This is a genomic window from Martinezella sp. CNPSo 3890, assembly GCF_057784455.1.
In genome coordinates this window covers 1,165,856-1,183,222 of record NZ_JBXSOR010000001.1, presented here as the reverse complement: position 1 = coordinate 1,183,222, position 17,367 = coordinate 1,165,856, and the positions used below count along the sequence as shown (strand labels likewise).

Annotated in this window: 17 protein-coding genes; 4 read left to right on the top strand and 13 right to left on the bottom strand. The window is 60.1% G+C overall.

The genetic code is table 11. The annotated features are described in order from the left end of the window. Window positions 1-4: 4 nt before the first annotated feature. Window positions 5-319, bottom strand: coding sequence for a DUF2849 domain-containing protein (locus AC13RC_RS05830; protein WP_015339836.1), 315 nt, complete (start codon window positions 317-319; stop codon window positions 5-7). Between the two features lie 3 nt (window positions 320-322). Beyond that, window positions 323-1,759 carry a siroheme synthase CysG gene (gene cysG, locus AC13RC_RS05825; protein ID WP_488556690.1) on the bottom strand — a complete coding sequence of 479 codons (1,437 nt, stop codon included), beginning with the start codon at window positions 1,757-1,759 and terminating at the stop codon, window positions 323-325. A 295-nt stretch (window positions 1,760-2,054) separates the two neighbouring features. On the opposite strand from cysG, the gene AC13RC_RS05820 reads away from it, so the two are divergent. Both AC13RC_RS05820 and mazG read left to right on the top strand, forming a co-directional pair. Next, entirely contained in the window at window positions 2,055-2,642 is a 588-nt protein-coding gene (locus AC13RC_RS05820; protein WP_488556689.1) for a deaminase, read from the top strand. A 22-nt stretch (window positions 2,643-2,664) separates the two neighbouring features. After that, entirely contained in the window at window positions 2,665-3,513 is an 849-nt protein-coding gene (gene mazG, locus AC13RC_RS05815) for a nucleoside triphosphate pyrophosphohydrolase (protein ID WP_488556688.1), read from the top strand. Between the two features lie 6 nt (window positions 3,514-3,519). Here the strand turns inward: mazG and hflX are convergent, their stop codons facing one another. The 8 genes from hflX to dusB form a co-directional block, all read right to left on the bottom strand. Beyond that, the gene (gene hflX / locus AC13RC_RS05810) at window positions 3,520-4,854 is read right to left on the bottom strand and encodes a GTPase HflX (protein ID WP_488556687.1); all 1,335 of its coding nucleotides are present in this window, start codon (window positions 4,852-4,854) and stop codon (window positions 3,520-3,522) included. Window positions 4,855-4,932: 78 nt separating this feature from the next. After that, on the bottom strand, window positions 4,933-5,175 hold the full coding sequence (gene hfq / locus AC13RC_RS05805; RefSeq protein ID WP_003539403.1) for an RNA chaperone Hfq: 243 nt from the start codon (window positions 5,173-5,175) through the stop codon (window positions 4,933-4,935). Between the two features lie 107 nt (window positions 5,176-5,282). Further along, entirely contained in the window at window positions 5,283-6,146 is an 864-nt protein-coding gene (locus tag AC13RC_RS05800) for a D-amino-acid transaminase (RefSeq protein ID WP_132716529.1), read from the bottom strand. 49 nt (window positions 6,147-6,195) lie between these two features. Beyond that, window positions 6,196-7,560, bottom strand: a complete 1,365-nt coding sequence (gene ntrX, locus AC13RC_RS05795) for a nitrogen assimilation response regulator NtrX (protein WP_015339830.1) — start codon at window positions 7,558-7,560, stop codon at window positions 6,196-6,198. Next, complete coding sequence (locus AC13RC_RS05790) at window positions 7,550-9,823, bottom strand: sensor histidine kinase NtrY-like (protein WP_488556686.1); 2,274 nt, start codon at window positions 9,821-9,823, stop codon at window positions 7,550-7,552. The genes ntrX and AC13RC_RS05790 overlap by 11 nt, the downstream gene beginning before the upstream one ends. Before the next feature lie 281 nt (window positions 9,824-10,104). Continuing rightward, entirely contained in the window at window positions 10,105-11,556 is a 1,452-nt protein-coding gene (gene ntrC, locus AC13RC_RS05785) for a nitrogen regulation protein NR(I) (RefSeq protein WP_488556685.1), read from the bottom strand. Next, entirely contained in the window at window positions 11,553-12,710 is a 1,158-nt protein-coding gene (locus AC13RC_RS05780; protein ID WP_113352576.1) for a two-component system sensor histidine kinase NtrB, read from the bottom strand. The genes ntrC and AC13RC_RS05780 overlap by 4 nt, the downstream gene beginning before the upstream one ends. Next, on the bottom strand, window positions 12,707-13,735 hold the full coding sequence (dusB, locus tag AC13RC_RS05775; RefSeq protein ID WP_488556684.1) for a tRNA dihydrouridine synthase DusB: 1,029 nt from the start codon (window positions 13,733-13,735) through the stop codon (window positions 12,707-12,709). The genes AC13RC_RS05780 and dusB overlap by 4 nt, the downstream gene beginning before the upstream one ends. Before the next feature lie 219 nt (window positions 13,736-13,954). On the opposite strand from dusB, the gene AC13RC_RS05770 reads away from it, so the two are divergent. Both AC13RC_RS05770 and AC13RC_RS05765 read left to right on the top strand, forming a co-directional pair. Next, entirely contained in the window at window positions 13,955-15,175 is a 1,221-nt protein-coding gene (locus tag AC13RC_RS05770; protein ID WP_488556683.1) for a bifunctional 2-C-methyl-D-erythritol 4-phosphate cytidylyltransferase/2-C-methyl-D-erythritol 2,4-cyclodiphosphate synthase, read from the top strand. Then, complete coding sequence (locus tag AC13RC_RS05765; protein WP_488556682.1) at window positions 15,175-15,669, top strand: CinA family protein; 495 nt, start codon at window positions 15,175-15,177, stop codon at window positions 15,667-15,669. The genes AC13RC_RS05770 and AC13RC_RS05765 overlap by 1 nt, the downstream gene beginning before the upstream one ends. A 12-nt stretch (window positions 15,670-15,681) precedes the next feature. On the opposite strand, the gene AC13RC_RS05760 is transcribed toward AC13RC_RS05765, so the two are convergent. From AC13RC_RS05760 to AC13RC_RS05750, 3 genes are read right to left on the bottom strand one after another with little or no spacing between them, the layout of a single operon-like run. Further along, window positions 15,682-16,128: a type II toxin-antitoxin system RatA family toxin gene (locus AC13RC_RS05760; RefSeq protein WP_183812111.1), complete on the bottom strand. Its 447-nt coding sequence runs from the start codon at window positions 16,126-16,128 to the stop codon at window positions 15,682-15,684. A 9-nt stretch (window positions 16,129-16,137) separates the two neighbouring features. Further along, a complete protein-coding gene (locus AC13RC_RS05755) occupies window positions 16,138-16,731 on the bottom strand; it encodes a P-loop NTPase family protein (RefSeq protein ID WP_488556681.1) in 594 nt (197 codons plus the stop codon). A 9-nt stretch (window positions 16,732-16,740) separates the two neighbouring features. Beyond that, on the bottom strand, window positions 16,741-17,334 hold the full coding sequence (locus tag AC13RC_RS05750; RefSeq protein WP_488556680.1) for a P-loop NTPase family protein: 594 nt from the start codon (window positions 17,332-17,334) through the stop codon (window positions 16,741-16,743). Between the last annotated feature and the right edge of the window lie 33 nt (window positions 17,335-17,367).

Genomic DNA, 17,367 nt, shown 5'->3' with positions numbered 1-17,367 from the left:
CTTCTCAGACTGCAATGAAATCGGGATCGGCCGCGGCATAGCCCGGCGCATATTCCATGGTGGGGCCTTCGGCGCGGATGCGCTCGCGCAGGCGCAGCGGCCAAAGCTTACCGCCGGTTTCCTGCACGTCGATCAGATTGACATCGACGACCTTGTTGTCGGCATAGGCCTGCTTGCCGATCGCTTCCAGTGCGGCTTCCGCTTCCGCATGGCGAGCGACCAGCGCCTCCTGCAGCGATGTCACCCACTCACCATTTGCGTTCAGCCAGACGGCGACGCCATCGGTGAGCCGGTTTGCGGTCAAAACCTTGTCGACCATCAATCAGTTCCTTGCATAGTCTTGAGCAGCGGTCTCGCGACGGACCAGCGGCTCGGATTGCTCAAAATTCGCACCGGCGACGGCATCGCCGATGATGACCATGACCGGCCCGCTCAACTCATCGCGGTGCTCGAGATCAGGAAGATCTCGTAAAATACCATGCATCAGGCGACGATCGCGCCGGCTTGCATTTTCGATGATGGCGACGGTCGTCTCGGGCGGCAGGCCGGCTTGCATGAGGCGGCCGGCAACGGAAGCGGCGACAGTCCGTCCCATATATACAGCGATGGTGGCGCCAGATACGGCCAAACTCGCCCAATCGGGCAACACATCGCCTGTGAGATCGTGACCCGTTGTGAAAACCAAGGACGACGCAACGCCGCGCAGCGTCAACGGCAATTCGAAATCGGCAGCAGCGGCGAAAGCCGAGGTGATACCGGGAACAATCTCATAGCCGATGCCGGCGGCGCGCAGAGCCGCCATTTCTTCGCCGGCACGGCCGTAAACCAGCGGATCGCCGGACTTCAGCCGCACAACGCGCTTGCCTTCACGGCCGAGCTGCACCAGCAGATCGTTGATCTCTTCCTGCGACTTGCTGTGGCACCCCTTGCGCTTGCCAACGGAGAGGCGCTCCGCATCGCGGCGGCCCATGTCGACGATCGCCCGCGGCACCAGCGCGTCATAGACGATGACATCGGCTTCCATCATGACGCGCTGTGCGCGTAGCGTCAGGAGATCTTCCGCGCCAGGACCTGCGCCGACCAGCCAGATACGGCCCTCGATTTCACGCGACGACTGCAGCAACTCATCCGCCGCCCGCTCCGCCTGCGCGACATGGCCTGCATTGACGGCATCGGCGACCGGTCCGGAAAAGAACTGCCGCCAGAAGACGCGGCGAGCAACGCCACGCGCCACGAAACGCTCAACCGGCTTGCGATAGCGCGTCGCCAGTTCCGCCAGCTTGCCGAGCGACGGCGACAGCATCTGGTCGATCTGCGCGCGGATCATCTGCGCCAGGACAGGACCGGCGCCTTCCGTGCCGATGGCGACGGCCACAGGAGCGCGATTGACCAGCGCAGGCGTGTAGAAATCGCAATAGTCGGGCTGGTCGACGGCGTTTGCCGGGATGCGCTCAGCGCGAGCCGCATCGACGATCGCACGATCCGCCTCGGCATCGCCAGTAGCAGCAAAGACAAGCGTCGCGCCTTTGACCTGATCGGGTGAAAAATCGCCGCGTACGGTTTCGATGCGGTTGGCGATGAGGAAAGCGTGATAATCAGCCTCCGGCGCCTGCGCAAAGGCAACGACTTTCGCCTGCGTGTTCAAAAGCAGCCGCACCTTGGCAAAAGCTTCGTCACCATTGCCGAAAACAGCCGCCATCCTTCCTTCCACGCGGAAGAAAGCGGGAAACACCGAAAGCTGCTCAGTCCTGGGAGGCATCACTATTCCACTTCGAGATTTGGCGAATATCGCCCCTGCGGCCAAGAGATTGAAGAAACAGAAATTCTAATGCCCATGCATGCGCGTATTCTTTTGCTCGACATGACAAGGATTTGAGCAAAACTCACCAGGCGAGCAGATTGCAATAAGCCTATAAAATCTATAGATTTTTATGACTCGGCCCCGTTGCCGAGCTGCTTTATTGCTTGTGGCAAACATAGTCTTTAAGTTATTTACGCATACCGCAGCATTTGCAATCCCGATAGACTGCAGCGAAAATCGTTGGAGAAAACCCTTGTCTGACAATAGCATCGCTGCACGCCTCCTCAACGTCGTCGAGCATGACATCCTGCCCCTAACCCGCAAAGGCGTCGCGGCCGGCAACAAGATTTTCGGCGCAGCCATCCTGCGCAAGTCCGATCTCTCGCTCGTCATCGCGGAAACCAACAATGAACTGGAAAACCCGCTCTGGCATGGCGAGGTTCACACCCTCAAGCGCTTCTACGAACTCGGCGAAAAGCCCGCGACCAAGAATTTAATCTTCCTGTCCACGCATGAGCCTTGCACCATGTGCATGTCGGCGATCACCTGGGCGGGCTTCGACAATTTCTACTATTTCTTCAGCCACGAGGACTCCCGGGATGCCTTCGCGATCCCGCACGATCTCAAGATCCTGAAAGAAGTCTTCGGTCTGGAGCCGGGTGGCTATCGCCGCCAAAATGCATTCTGGAACAGCTTTGCCATTTCCGACCTCGTGGAGACGGAAGACGATCCGCGTAAAGGCGAGCTGAAGGACCAGACGGCGCGCATCAAGCAAGCCTATGCCGATCTTTCCGAGAACTACCAGGCATCGAAGAGCGGCAACGACATCCCCTTGAAGTGACAGAGCAAAACTTGAGGCAACGATGGAAGCATCGCGAGACATTTCCCGTCTGATCGAGATCATGGCGGCGCTGCGAAACCCGGAGAGTGGTTGCCCTTGGGATATCGTCCAGACCTTCGAGACCATCAAGCCCTATACGATCGAAGAGGCCTACGAGGTCGCGGATGCGATCGAGCGCAAGGATAACGACGATCTTTGCGACGAGCTCGGCGATCTCCTGCTGCAGGTCGTTTTCCATGCCCGCATCGCCGAGGAGGCCGGCGCATTTTCCTTCGGCGATGTCGTGCACGCCATCACTCGCAAGATGATCCGCCGCCATCCGCATGTCTTCGCCGTCTCGGACGCCAAGACCGAGGATGCGGTGACGCTGCAATGGGACCGGATCAAGGCCGAGGAGAAGCGCGAACGGGCCGAACGGCGGGCGACGAGCGGCATCACCGAGGACTTCAAGGCCGGCTTCCTGGGCTCGGTGCAGCGGACATTCCCTGCCCTGACCGAAGCCTTGAAACTGCAGGAACGGGCCGCCAAGGTCGGTTTCGACTGGTCTGCGCCGGAGCCGATCCTCGACAAGATCGAAGAGGAGATCGGCGAATTGCGGGCGGCACTTGCAAGCGGCGACAGGGCCAAGGTCAGTGATGAACTCGGCGATCTGATCTTCGCCGTCGTCAATATCGGCCGGCATGTGAACGCCGATCCGGAACAGGCGCTGCGCGGCACGAACACCAAGTTCCGCCGCCGCTTCCATCACATCGAAACGACGCTGGAGGCTGAAGGCGAGACGCTGGAAGGCGCCTCGCTGGAACGGATGGAAGAAATCTGGCAGTCGGCGAAGGCCATAGAGCGGCAGCTTGTTGGTGTCAAAACGGCGTAAAGCCGCCTATTCCCAGTCTTCTCGCTGCGGCTTCGGGCCGTTGCCCATGCGCCGCTCCAATTCGGCCGCCTCGGTCTCGGTCAATCGGACGTCGAGCGTTACCGTGCCGTCCTCATTGTCTTCGCGATTGTCGACGACAGCGTGATTATAGAGCCAGGGCAGCAGTGCCAGCTTTTCGACGGGCAGCGTAATCGTCGTTTCCGTCAGCACGCCGGAGAGGCGCCGGCTGATTTCGTCCATCAGGCGATCGACGCCCTCGCCTGTTATCGCTGAGACGGCAATGACGTTTTCTGTTGTCGACGCCTTCTGGACGATGGCGTCATGCGCTTCCGGTTCCAGGCGGTCGATCTTGTTCCAGACCTCAAGGATGCGCTCGGCGCCTTCGGCCTCGCCAATGCCGAGATCGCCGAGAATGCGCATGACATCTGCACTCTGGGCCTGATTGTCATCATCGGAGAGGTCCCGCACATGCAAGATCAGGTCGGCTTCCAGCACCTCTTCCAGGGTCGCGCGGAAGGCGGCCACCAGGTGCGTCGGAAGGTCGGAAATGAAACCGACAGTATCGGATAGAATGACGGTGCGGCCATGCGGCAGCTTCATGCGGCGCAGCGTTGGATCGAGCGTCGCAAACAGCATGTCTTCCGCCAGGACGCCGGCGCCGGTAATGCGGTTGAACAGCGTCGATTTACCGGCATTGGTATAGCCGACGAGAGCCACGATCGGATGCGGCACCTTTTTGCGCTTGGCGCGATGAAGCTGGCGGGTGCGAACCACCTGCTCCAGCTCGCGCTCCAGCCGGATGATCCGCTCCTGCAGCATGCGCCGGTCGGCTTCGATCTGGGTTTCACCCGGGCCGCCCATGAAGCCCGCACCGCCGCGCTGGCGTTCAAGGTGGGTCCAGCTTCGAACCAGCCGGCCCTTCTGATAGTTCAGATGCGCCAGCTCGACCTGCAGCGTACCTTCCTTGGTGGAGGCGCGGCGGCCGAAGATTTCGAGGATGAGGCCGGTGCGGTCGATGACCTTGGCGTTCCATGCCTTTTCAAGATTGCGCTGCTGCACCGGCGTCAGAGGATGATCGACGATGACGAGGCCGGCGTTGAACTCATCGAGCAGCGCGAGGATTTCTTCGATCTTGCCGGTCCCCAGCAGGGTTGCCGGTCGCGGATCGTTGATCGGAACGATAGAGCCGTTGACGACATCGAGGTCGATGGCGAGCGCAAGGCCTTTGGCCTCTTCCAGCCGGCTTTCGGGCGGTCGAGTGACAGAGATGGCATTGTCGGCTTGAGCTGTCCGTGCAGCACGCGCCTGCTTCAATACAGGCACGACGACAACAGCGCGCATATCATCCCGGTGTTTTACGGTCTCCGGAATGAGGGAATCATTTTTGGTATCGCGTGTCGTGATAACGGCAAGTCCCAGTTAGGATGCGGCTTCTTCGCTCTCGAACATCTGCATCGGCTGACCCGGCATGATCGTCGAGATCGCATGCTTATAGACGAGCTGCGAATGGCCATCGCGGCGGAGCAGGACGCAGAAATTGTCGAATGAGGTTACGACACCTGTGAGCTTCACGCCGTTAATCAAGAAAATCGTGAGTGAAATCTTTTGCTTGCGAACAGTATTGAGAAACAAGTCCTGCAAGTTCTGAGAACGTTCCGCCATCGCGCCGCTTCTTTCTTTTTTGCCGACCTGAGCCGGTTGAATGTCATGGTATACAGAGGTCCCGGACGGGAGATACCCTCATTCTCTCCCCCCAGCAAATGTTGGTATCAAATCGCAGTCTTTTCCGCAACGTCGAAAAAGGCTTCACGAATTTTCTGTGACATGCTGCCCGGATGACCGTTCGCTATCGTCTCTCCATCGATAGAAACGACCGGAAAACAGATACTTGTCGCCGCGGTGATGAAGACTTCGCGGGCTTTCATCATCTCCTCGACCGAGAAGAATCGCTCGACGATCGTCACATCGAGCTTGGCTGCAACATCCATCAGCGTGGTGCGGGTGATGCCGCGCAAGATGCCGTGCTCGGCGGGGCGCGTAACGAGATTGCCATCATGATCTACGATCCAGACGTTGGTGGCCGCACCTTCCTTCACCATGCCATTGTGGTCGATATAAATGGCCTCCTGGGCGCCGGCCTCCTTCGCCTGCTGGCGGGCCATGGCGTTCGGAAGCAAGCCCACGGACTTGATATCCACCCGGTCCCAGCGATTGTCGCGGACGGTGATCGCCTTGATGCCGTTGGCGTTCTTCTTGGCAATCACGGACTGATCGGTGCTCTTGGCAGTGACGACGATCGAGGACGGCGTGCCGGCCGGCGGAAAGACGTGATCGCGGCGGGCGACACCACGCGTCACCTGCAAATAGAACAGGCCATTGCGGACATGGTTGCGGCGCAGCGTCTCGCGAATCACCAGCACCAATGCCTGACGCGTCATCGGCCAGGCGATTCGCAGCTCGCTCAGCGAACGGTTTAGGCGATCGAGATGGCGCGTCAGGTCGACAATCACGCCATGGCGGACCTCGCAAACCTCGTAGACGCCATCGGCGAACTGATAGCCGCGATCCTCGATATGCACCATGGCATCGCTGTGCTTGACGTAGCGACCGTTGACATAAGCTATTCTCGGCATGGAAGCCCCTGATCCGAATTCTGTGATGTTTGAAATGTCGGGCGGCTGATCAAACGCCCAACGACTTCAGCTTGCGATGCAGCGCCGAGCGCTCCATGCCGACAAATTCTGCAGTGCGCGAGATATTGCCGCCGAAGCGGTTGATCTGAGCGATGAGATAATCGCGCTCGAACATTTCGCGGGCTTCGCGCAGCGGCAGCGTCATGATGTGATAATCGTTCTTGGCGGAGACCTTCGGCAGCATATCGCCAAGGTCGGTCGGCAGCATTTCGGCCGTGATCGGCGTTTCCGCCCCATCGGAACGCGCCAGGATCATCAGCCGCTCGATATTGTTGCGAAGCTGGCGGATATTGCCTGGCCAGTCGTGCGCCTGCAGCACGGCCATGGCATCGTCGCCGATCCGGCGCGGACGGATACCCGCCTGTTCCGAAATTTGGCGCATAAGCTGATCGACGAGGAAGGGGATATCTTCGCGGCGTTCGGCAAGGGCCGGGACTCGAACCGGCACCACCGCGAGGCGGTGGTAGAGATCTTCGCGAAACAGGCCCTCGGCAATGCGGCTCTCGAGATTATAGGCCGTGGACGAGATGATGCGGACGTCCACCTTCACGCGCTTCGAGCCGCCGACGCGCTCGAACTGCTGATCGACGAGGACGCGCAGGATCTTGTTCTGCGTCTCGCGCGGCATTTCACCGACTTCGTCGAGATAAAGAATGCCGCGATGAGCTTCTTCCAGGGCGCCTATCTTGCGCGCCTGCCCCGGTGAGCCTTCGGTGCCGAACAGGGCGATTTCCATGCGCTCCGGCGTGATGGTGGCGGCATTCAGCGCCACGAACGGACCATTGGCACGGGTCGACTTCTTGTGGATCATGCGGGCCACAAGCTCCTTGCCGGAGCCCGACGGACCGAAGATCATGATGCGGCTGTTGGTCGGCGATACCTTGTCGATCGTCTGGCGGAGCTGCGAAACGGCAACCGAGGTGCCGATCAGTTCCACAGCGTCGCCGGTGCGGCGCTTCAGCTCGGAAACCTCACGCTTCAGTTTGGAATTTTCCAACGCACGCTCGGCGATCAGGATCAGGCGATCGGCCTTGAACGGCTTTTCGATGAAATCGAAGGCGCCGCGCTTGATCGCGGAGACGGCCGTCTCGATATTGCCGTGACCGGAGATCATGACGACTGGCAGCTCTGGATGCCGCGCCTTGATCTCGTCCAATAGCGCCAGACCATCGAGCTTGCTGCCCTGCATCCAGATATCGAGGAAGATGAGCCGCGGCGCACGATCGGAAATCGCGGCGAGCGCGCTGTCGCTGTCATGCGCGGTGCGGGTTTCGTGGCCCTCATCCGAAAGAATTCCCGAAACGATTTCGCGAATGTCTTCCTCGTCATCCACTACGAGAATGTCAGATGCCATAGACGCTTTCCTTGTCACTTGCTGTCGGGGCGACGGCGGCTTGCTCACGGCGCGGCAGATGCACGCGGATCATGGCCCCCCTGCCCTGGTCGAAATCGGCCGGCGCGTCGTGGAGTTCGATCTGCCCGCCATGGTCTTCAATGATCTTCTTGACGATGGCGAGGCCGAGGCCGGTGCCCTTCTCGCGCATCGTCATGTAGGGTTCGAGAATGCTGTGCCGGTTCTCGACCGGCAGACCGCGGCCATTGTCGATGACATCGACCGTGAAGCGGTCGCGATCCGGGTCCAGAGACGAACGCACCAGGATTTTCGGCTGCTCGCGCGCTTGATCGCTCGGTACACCCTCGATCGCCTCGACGGCATTCTTGATGAGGTTGCCGAAGGCCTGGCCGAGCATACGGGCATCGAACATGCCTTCCAGCCGTTCGTCGCCCAGTTCGCGCTCGAATTTGACGTGATTGTTGCCCATTTCGCGCAGGAAGACGGCATCGCGCAGAATATCGCGCAGATCGGTTGGCTCCATGGTCGGCTTCGGCATACGGGCGAAGGAGGAGAACTCGTCGACCATGCGGCCGATATCGCCCACCTGCCGGATGATCGTATCCGTGCACTGGTCGAAGACCGGGCGGTCGGCGTCGGCGATATTCTTGCCGAAACGGCGGCGGATGCGCTCGGCCGACAGCTGAATGGGCGTCAACGGGTTTTTGATCTCATGCGCGATACGGCGTGCAACGTCGGCCCAGGCCGTCGAACGCTGCGCGATAACCAGATCGGTGATATCGTCGAGGGTAATAACGTAGGATTCATTGGCATCACGCGATTCCTCGCGCGTCACCTGAACGCTGAGCGTGCGTACCGTTCCGCCGCGAACAAGACTGATCTGCTTGCGGAAATCGCTGCGATGACGCGTTGTCGCCTCGGTAACGACCTGCTCGACCTCGGGGGCGATCTCCGATAGGTTCTTGCCGATCAGTTCGTCGCTCTTGAGCGCCAGCAGATCTTCGGCCGAGGTGTTGACGATGGTGATACGCCGATCATGCTCGACGCCGATCACGGCTGCCGTCACACCCGAAAGCACGGCTTCGATGAAGCGGCGGCGATCGTCGACTTCGTCCTTCGCTTCCAGAATCTCATCGCGCTGGGTACGAATTTCGGAAATCATCTTGTTGAAGGTACGGGAGAGACTGCCGACGTCGCCGTCGGCCGAGCGCACCGGCACCAGCACGTTCATGTTGCCCGAGGCAACATTGTCTGCTGCGCTGATGAGAAGGCGGATCGGCCGCACAATGCGGTCAGCGATCGCAATCGCGGTCCAGATTGCCGCCAAAAGCACGATCAGAGCAAAGCCGATATAGAGTACGGCAAAGGCAATCTGAAGCGACATGCGGCCGGCTTCCATCGCCTTGTATTCGACGGTGTTGTCTTCAACCATGCGCATCGCATTCATGACGCGTGGATCGACAGCGCGCACGGTGTAGAGGAATGAACCCGGAAGCTCGTCCAGCTTGATGACCGCGCCGACGAGGTTGGTCACACCGGGCGGGATGAGCGTCGGCTGGCCATTGGCTGAAGAGTCCAACGCATCCTTCGGGATGGCCGGCAGTGGGCGTTCGGTCTTGATATCGGCCTGGACGATAGCGGTGCCATCGCGCCGCACCAGAAAGGCACCCAGCAAGCCGCGTCCCCGCGCCTGCCGGGTCATCAGATCGGCAAAACCGGTGCGATCGAGGTTGAAGAGCGAGCGATTCCGTTCCAGATCGTTGGCCATCGAGACGGTCTGGCCCTGAAGATAGCTCGCATTCTCCATCAAATAGGCCTGCGCGACGTTCTGAGAGGAGCTGATGATCTGCTGCGTGCGCACGCCGAACCAGCGATCCAGACCGACATTGAGCGTCAGGCTGGCAACGATGGCGACGAGGATCGCCGGCGTGATCGCGACGATCGAGAAAAGAACGACGATGCGTATATGAAGGCGGGCTGCCGCACGGCCACGGCTGCGCGCCTTCATCAGCCGCGCCACTTCACGAGCGATCAGAGCAATCAGCCCCAGCACGAACAGGCCGTTGATGACGACAGAGGTGAAGACGACCGAGGAGGTCGGGGCAATCGGGGTCAGCCCGAGAAGCATCAACAAGGTCGCGATAGCGCACAAAAGCGCACCGCCGGCCAAGATCAGACCAGGTAGGGCAAAGGAAGCACGACGGTCCGTCACCTTGACAACCGTCTCGTCGCTCGCCGCCGGCGACACCGCGTCCTGCATCATTCCCATCAATCTCCACGCCCGAGCGACGGTCGGCGCCCTGGTCGAATCGCACAGCGCTATGGCACGGGTGCGAGAGACAGGCAGAGGCGGAAACTGTCGTTCGGTTTCGCGTTGAAGCGAAACCTTTATTTCACGTCACTTCTGCAACATGTTGAAAAACCAGACGAACTCCTGTTCCTACAAGAGCGGCCAGATGAATCGCCACCGCAAAAACGACGAATCTGCTGCGTGACCTTTAAGCAACGCATTGTGGCGAAAATGCAACGCATGTGATTGCGTTGTCAAGCCGTGCGGGAGCTTCTGTAAACCGAAACACCCAGTTCTCTGATCTTTTTGCGCAGCGTATTGCGGTTGAGGCCCAAAAGATCGGCCGCCTTGATCTGATTGCCGCGTGTGGCGGTCAGGGCGGCGAGAATCAACGGGTATTCCATTTCGGTCAATACGCGGTCGTAGAGGCCTGGCGGCGGCAGGTTCTCACCGAAACTGGCGAAATAAGTCCGCATGTTCTCTTCCACCGCTTGGGCTATGGTCATGGTGCCGGTGCGGACCGGGCCTTTCTCGATCGGGCTGTCGGGTACGTCGGCGCGCAATTCCGCGTCGATGATCTCCTTGGTGATGACATCCTGCGGATAGAGTGCCATCAAGCGGCGGATGAGGTTTTCGAGCTCGCGAACGTTGCCGGGCCAGGGATAGGCCTTCATCAGTTCGAGCGCTTCCTGATCGAAACGCTTGGAACCAAGCCCTTCTTTTTCGGCCTGCTGAATGAAATGACGCACCAGATCGGGAATATCCTCGGCACGATCGCGGAGCGGCGGCAGGCGCAGCGGCACGACGTTGAGGCGGTAATAGAGATCCTCACGGAAGAGGCCCTGGTTGATAGCCTGCTTCAGGTCCTTGTTGGTGGCGGCAACGATGCGGACGTCAGTGCGGATCGGGGTACGGCCGCCGACGGTGGTATATTCGCCCTGCTGCAGCACGCGCAGCAGGCGCGTTTGCGCATCCATCGGCATATCGCCGATTTCGTCGAGGAACAGCGTGCCGCCTTCTGCCTGCTCGAAGCGGCCCGTCGAGCGGGTCTGCGCGCCGGTGAAGGCACCCTTCTCGTGGCCGAACAGTTCGGATTCGATCAGGTCGCGCGGGATGGCCGCCATGTTGATGGCGACAAAGGGGCCGTTACGACGCTTGCCGTAATCATGCAGTGCACGCGCCACCAGCTCCTTGCCGGTACCGGATTCGCCGGTGATCATCAGCGTCAAATCGGTCTGCATCAGGCGTGCGAGCACGCGGTAGATTTCCTGCATCGCGGCGGATCGGCCGACAAGCGGCATACCGTCCTGCATGTCATCATCGATTTTTGCCGGCTTGCGCTTCGGCTCCGACAGCGCGCGACCGACGATCGCGATCAGCTCGGTCAGGTCGAAGGGCTTCGGAAGATAGTCGTAGGCGCCCTTCTCCGATGCCTTGATGGCCGTCATGAACGTGTTCTGCGCACTCATGACCAGAACAGGCAAATCTGGCCTCGCCTTTTTGATGCGCGGCAGCAGATCGAAGGCGTTTTCGTCGGGCATGACGACGTCGGTTACGACAAGGTCGCCTTCGCCGGCGGAGACCCAACGCCAGAGCGTGGCGGCGTTCGATGTGATGCGTACATCGTAACCCGCGCGGCTCAAAGCCTGGTTGAGCACGGTGCGGATGGCCGCATCGTCATCGGCGACAAGGATCGTGGCTGTCATCGAGTAGTCCCTGTAGAGTTCGGAAGTGGGGCATCTTCTGAGGTGATGCCCTTGGAGGCAGGCATCAAAACACGGAAAGTGGTACGATGGTTCTGGCTGTCGCATTCGACGATGCCGCCGTGGTCGCCGATGATCTTGGCAACCAGCGCAAGGCCGAGACCGGTTCCGTTCGTCTTGGTGGTGATGAACGGATCGAAAAGATGCGGCACGAGATCGGCCGGCACGCCCGGACCATTGTCGATGACGCAGAATTCCAGCGGCAGCGAGATCTTCTCGCGCGTGCCGGCGACCGAAAGCCGGATGCCGGGGCGATAGGCCGTCGTCAGCATGATCTCGCCATCCTGACGGTCGCCCACCGCTTCAGCGGCGTTCTTTACCAGATTGAGGAAGACCTGCACGAGCTGATCCCGGTTTGCGAAAACCGCCGGCAGAGAGGGGTCGTAATTCTCTGAGATCTTGATGTTTCGGGCAAAGCCGGCCTTGGCGACGGCCTTCACATGATCGAGCACGGAATGGATATTGACGGGAACGCGATCGACGGGCCGTTCATCGGAGAAAACCTCCATACGGTCGACCAGCGAGACGATGCGATCCGTCTCGTCGCAGATGAGGCGCGTTAGCGCGCGATCGTCGTCCTCGACCGATTGTTCGAGCAACTGCGCGGCGCCGCGAATACCTGACAGCGGGTTCTTGATCTCATGCGCCAGCATGGAGGCAAGGCCCGTGACCGAGCGGGCTGCGGCACGATGTGTCAGCTGCCGGTCGATCTTGTCGGCCATGGAGCGCTCCTGGAACACCACCACCACAGAGCCGGGGTCGCTGGAAACCGGCGCAACATAGAGGTCGACCAGCTTGTCCTGTCCGAGGCGTGGCGAGCTCAGATCGACACGGTATTCGTTGACAGGCGCCCGGCGCTCGCGCACCTGGTCGATCAGCGCCAGCAAAGGGCTACCGAAAGGAATGAAGCTCGAAATCTTATAGCGCGACAGATGCGAGGCGCTGGCACCGAAGAAAGCTTCCGCCTCCCAGTTGGCAAAGGCAATGAGGCCGGCCTCGTCGACCATGACGACGGGGTTCTGGATCGCATTGAGAACGGCCATGGCCACGGAGTTGGCCGGGCTATCACCGGCACCGGAGCTGGATTTCGAAGTCATGCAACCTCCTGAATGCGGTGAGCGAGATCAGCGCCTGCCTGCAGCGCGGCTCGGAAGGATACAGCAACCTCGCCGCTCTCTTTCGACGTCATGATCTTTGCCTTGTCGGCGCCCATTGTCGCCGGCGCATAGCGGTCGAGATACCAGGCGAGATGCTTGCGGGCATGGCGAATGCCGACCGCCTCGCCATAGAACTCCAGCATCATGCGATAATGTTCGAGCGCGATCTCGACGATCTCATCGCGGCTGGGCTCGCGATGCCCTGCCAGCACACCCGCATGCCATGGACGGCCCTGGCAGCCACGGCCGATCATGACGGCGTCAGCGCCGGAGCGACGTAGGATTTCCTGCGCGTCCTCAACCGTTTCGACATCGCCATTGGCGACAAGCGGAATGGAGATCGCGTCGCGCACGGCGCGGATCGCATCCCAATCCGCCCTGCCCTCGTAGAACTGCATGCGCGTGCGGCCATGAATGGTTACGAGCTGAACACCAGCCTCTTCGGCGCGGCGCGCGATATAAGGCGCATTGATGGAATTCTCGTCCCATCCGAGCCGCATCTTCAGCGTCACGGGGATGTCCACCGCACTTACGGTCGCTTCGATCAATGTCAGCGCATGGTCCGGGTCACGCATCAGTGCCGAGCCGGAATAGCCGCCAATCACCTTCTTGGCCGGACATCCCATATTGATATCGATGATATCGGCGCCATTATCCGCGGCGATCTTTGCAGCCTCGGCCATCCAATGCGCTTCACGGCCCGCGAGCTGCACCATATGCGGCTTCAAGCCGGCGCTCTTCAAACGCGCCCAGGATTCGGCTGTGTCCTGAACAAGCTCGCGGCTAGCGACCATTTCCGTGACGACCAGGCCGGCGCCATAGCGTAAAGCCAGCTGCCGGAAAGGAAGATCGGTCACGCCCGACATCGGCGCCAGGATCACGCGATTCCGGATGGATACGGAGCCGATGGAAAATGGAGTTGCAAGCTTGGAAGAAAGCAAATGATTATCTTTCGGGCACACCATACATCTGCACTATTTTTAGACACGCTTTGAAAGTTTGCCAAGGGGTTTCGAAGAATCCCGATATTTTTTGGGCAGATGCTGGAAAATCCTCGGTCGAGGCGATAGACCCTGCTGGAGCAGGATCCCGTTTTGGCGATCTATTTAGCATGTGCTTATTCAAAAAGCTCTACGCTTTTCAAAGCCATGCCGCAGACGGAGCCTTTCATCCTTCGGGGGTTTATGACGCAAATGCATTCAAAGCAACCGTTGTCGGTGGGAATCGTGATCGTTGCCGCCGGGCGCGGCGAACGGGCGGGCTCTCCGGAAGAAGGCCCCAAGCAATATCGCCCGATCGGCGGCAGAGCGGTTATTGCGCATACGCTTGAAAAATTCGTGACATGGCCGCAGGCATCAAAGATCGTCGTCGTTATCCACCGCGATGATGAGAAGCTGCTGGGCGCGGCGCTGAAGCAGGTTTCAGGCCTGCCTGAGATCAAGATCGCCTTCGGTGGGGCGACTCGCCAGCAATCCGTGCTTGCCGGGCTGCGCGCGTTGAGAGATAGCGATGTCACACACGTGATGATCCACGATGCCGTGCGCCCGTTCTTCGATCATGATCTGCTCGACCGAGTGGCCTCAGCGCTCGCGGGTGGTGCGCCAGCGGTGCTGCCGGCCATGCCTGTCACCGACACGCTGAAGCGCGGCAACATGGAAGGGCTCGTTATCGACACCGTGCCTCGCGCCGGGCTTCATGCCGCCCAAACGCCGCAATCCTTCCGCTTGGCCGATATTCTCGCCGCGCATGAAAAGGCCGAAGCCGACGGCAAGATTGATTTCACCGACGATGCGGCAATCGCGGAATGGTGTAACCTACCAGTGACATTGGTGATCGGCAGCGCCGACAATGTGAAGCTGACGATCAAGAGGGATATTGCCATGGCCGATGAAAAGCTCAGTGCCGCGCTGCTGCCGGACGTGCGCACCGGCAACGGCTATGACGTCCACCAGCTGGAGCCCGGCGATGGCGTTACCCTCTGTGGCGTGTTCATTCCGCATGACCAGAAGCTGGAGGGGCATTCGGACGCTGATGTTGCCCTGCACGCGCTGACGGACGCGCTTCTTGCCACCTGCGGCGCCGGCGATATTGGCGATCATTTTCCGCCCTCCGATCCGCAATGGAAGGGTGCACCGTCGCGCATCTTCATCGAGCACGCGGCAAAGATCGTGCGCGAACGCGGCGGCACTATCATGAATGCGGATGTCTCGCTGATCGCCGAGGCGCCGAAGGTCGGGCCGCATCGTGACGTCATGCGCGCCAAGCTTTCCGAATTCCTCGGCATCAGCATCGATCGGTGTTCGGTCAAGGCAACGACAAACGAGAAGATCGGCTTCGTCGGCCGCCGCGAAGGCATCGCCGCCATTGCGACAGCCACCGTCGTCTATCGCGGAGGCAAGGCATAATGCACTTTCCCGATGAGATTATCGCGCTTGCGCAAAAGATCGTGGCTGACTTCACCGCAAAAGGCTGGATGGTCGCGACGGCAGAATCCTGCACCGGCGGGTTAATTGCTGGCGCTCTCACCGAGATTCCAGGTTCGTCTGCCGTGGTCGATCGCGGCTTCGTCACATACACCAATACCGCCAAGATGGAGATGCTCGGCGTTCAGGAGCAGACGCTAGCGCAATTCGGTGCGGTGTCGAAGGAAACGGCGCTGCAGATGGTGCATGGCGCCCTCTTCCGCTCTCGAGCCGATTTTGCTGTAGCGGTCACGGGTATCGCCGGTCCCGGCGGCGGTTCGACAGAAAAACCCGTCGGGCTCGTTCATCTGGCCGCCAAGGGGCGAAGCGGCAGGATCATCCATCGTGAAATGCGCTACAGCGACATCGGCCGCGACAAGGTTCGGCTCGCCACGTTACGGACGGCATTGGAGATGCTTGTCACGCTCGCTCAATGAGCGGGAGCGGCTTCAAGCATAGATTTTGTTCGCGCGCGTCTCAAAGGCATCCGTGAACATGCGGAAGGCCCGATCGAACATCGATCCCATCAAAGCGCCGAGAATACGGCTCTTGAACTCGTAGTCGATGAAGAAGTCTATGACGCTGCCGCCATTCTCCGCCGGCTGAAAGCGCCAGCGATTGTCGAGATATTTGAACGGTCCATCGATGTATTTCACGTCGATCGCGCGCTCCGCTTTGTTCAGCAGCACCTGTGTGGTAAACGTCTCGCGGATGGCCTTATACCCGACCGTCATATCGGCAACGAGCAAGGTCTTGCCGTCCCGCTCCTTGCGGCTGCGAACTGTGAGCGCGTCACAAAGCGGCAGGAATTCCGGATAACGCTCCACATCGGCGACGAGGTCGAACATCTGGTCGGGCGAATGCGGAACGGGGCGATGAGTTTCGAACTGAGGCATGAGCCGCAATTAAGCAGGACGACCGAGAAGATCAAGAAGCTGACGCATTTCGCCGCGGGATTTCAGCTGCAAAACAGGCACATCGGGGCCGTGCTCGGCAAGCCCGGCAAGGACTCTAGGCGTGAATTTTTCCTCAAATGTCCAAATAAAGCGCAGAAACTCCCAATCGACTTTCTCGATGCAGCCCGGTGCCATTTCCGGGCGCGTGCGGCCCATCCACTTGATCCAGCGAGAAATAGCACCCCAGATGCAAAGTAAGCGAGGCATCCGCACCCATATGACCAAATCAGTACGCGGCAGGCGTATGTCGAATGTCGAGGGATTGGTCCCGTCCATGATCCATCGTTCGCCCTGCACCTTGGCGACGATGATGGCGCGCTGCTCGTCCCTATCGCGCTGAACCCAGCCCGGCAGCCACAGAACGTCACGATCGATCGAGACATAGGCAAGGCCAAAGCGGGCGGCAATCTTCTGCGAGAGGGTTGATTTGCCACCGCCGGAGCAGCCCATGACAAGGATGCGATTTGCACGGCGGATATGCTCAGCGGCTACCTCAAGGTCGCGTATCTCGCTGCGCAACGGCGGCACCAAAAGCTGATCCATGACGGCCTCTCAGATATTGCTTCGGAGACGCGAAAGCAGGTCTTCGCCGTCGCGGTAGGATTTCAGCGTCACGACAGGCACATTGCGGCCGTGTCGTTCGAGCATCTCCTGAAACTGCGGCGCTTCGTCATGCTCGAATGTCCAGATATAACGAAGGAATTTCCAATTCAGCCGCTCGGGGCATCCGGGCGCCATTTCGGGCCGAGACCGTCCGTGGTAGCGCAGCCAGCGCGAAATGACTCCGCGGAGTGCCATGTATCGCGGTGGGCGTCGCCATATGACGAGGTCGGTGCGCGGCAGCCGCAAGGGCAAGGTTCCGGGGCTGTTGCCGTCCATGATCCAGCGCGGTCCGGCAACCGCCTGTTCGATCAGCGCGATGGCTTCCGGGCGCGGGCGCGATTTCCAGCCGGGCAGCCAGAAGATATCGCGATCCATCGAAACATAGGTCAACCCACGCAGCGACGCGATGGCCTGCGCGAGCGTGCTCTTGCCTGTGCCGGAACAGCCTATGATGAGAATACGATCTGCTTTTTCGACGATGCGTGCCGCCTCATCGATATCGACGGCACGGACGAGCGCATGCGGCGCGACGATCTGCTCCACGGTCCAGCTCCATAATCGAATCGAAAGCGCCGA

Bases quoted from the DNA above. Each gene is read 5' to 3' on its own strand.
- AC13RC_RS05830 (WP_015339836.1), bottom strand. From the start codon at position 319: ATGGTCGACAAGGTTTTGACCGCAAACCGGCTCACCGATGGCGTCGCC.
- cysG (WP_488556690.1), bottom strand. From the start codon at position 1,759: ATGCCTCCCAGGACTGAGCAGCTTTCGGTGTTTCCCGCTTTCTTCCGC.
- mazG (WP_488556688.1), top strand. From the start codon at position 2,665: ATGGAAGCATCGCGAGACATTTCCCGTCTGATCGAGATCATGGCGGCG.
- hflX (WP_488556687.1), bottom strand. From the start codon at position 4,854: ATGCGCGCTGTTGTCGTCGTGCCTGTATTGAAGCAGGCGCGTGCTGCA.
- hfq (WP_003539403.1), bottom strand. From the start codon at position 5,175: ATGGCGGAACGTTCTCAGAACTTGCAGGACTTGTTTCTCAATACTGTT.
- AC13RC_RS05800 (WP_132716529.1), bottom strand. From the start codon at position 6,146: ATGCCGAGAATAGCTTATGTCAACGGTCGCTACGTCAAGCACAGCGAT.
- ntrX (WP_015339830.1), bottom strand. From the start codon at position 7,560: ATGGCATCTGACATTCTCGTAGTGGATGACGAGGAAGACATTCGCGAA.
- AC13RC_RS05790 (WP_488556686.1), bottom strand. From the start codon at position 9,823: ATGATGCAGGACGCGGTGTCGCCGGCGGCGAGCGACGAGACGGTTGTC.
- ntrC (WP_488556685.1), bottom strand. From the start codon at position 11,556: ATGACAGCCACGATCCTTGTCGCCGATGACGATGCGGCCATCCGCACC.
- AC13RC_RS05780 (WP_113352576.1), bottom strand. From the start codon at position 12,710: ATGACTTCGAAATCCAGCTCCGGTGCCGGTGATAGCCCGGCCAACTCC.
- dusB (WP_488556684.1), bottom strand. From the start codon at position 13,735: ATGGTGTGCCCGAAAGATAATCATTTGCTTTCTTCCAAGCTTGCAACT.
- AC13RC_RS05770 (WP_488556683.1), top strand. From the start codon at position 13,955: ATGACGCAAATGCATTCAAAGCAACCGTTGTCGGTGGGAATCGTGATC.
- AC13RC_RS05765 (WP_488556682.1), top strand. From the start codon at position 15,175: ATGCACTTTCCCGATGAGATTATCGCGCTTGCGCAAAAGATCGTGGCT.
- AC13RC_RS05760 (WP_183812111.1), bottom strand. From the start codon at position 16,128: ATGCCTCAGTTCGAAACTCATCGCCCCGTTCCGCATTCGCCCGACCAG.
- AC13RC_RS05755 (WP_488556681.1), bottom strand. From the start codon at position 16,731: ATGGATCAGCTTTTGGTGCCGCCGTTGCGCAGCGAGATACGCGACCTT.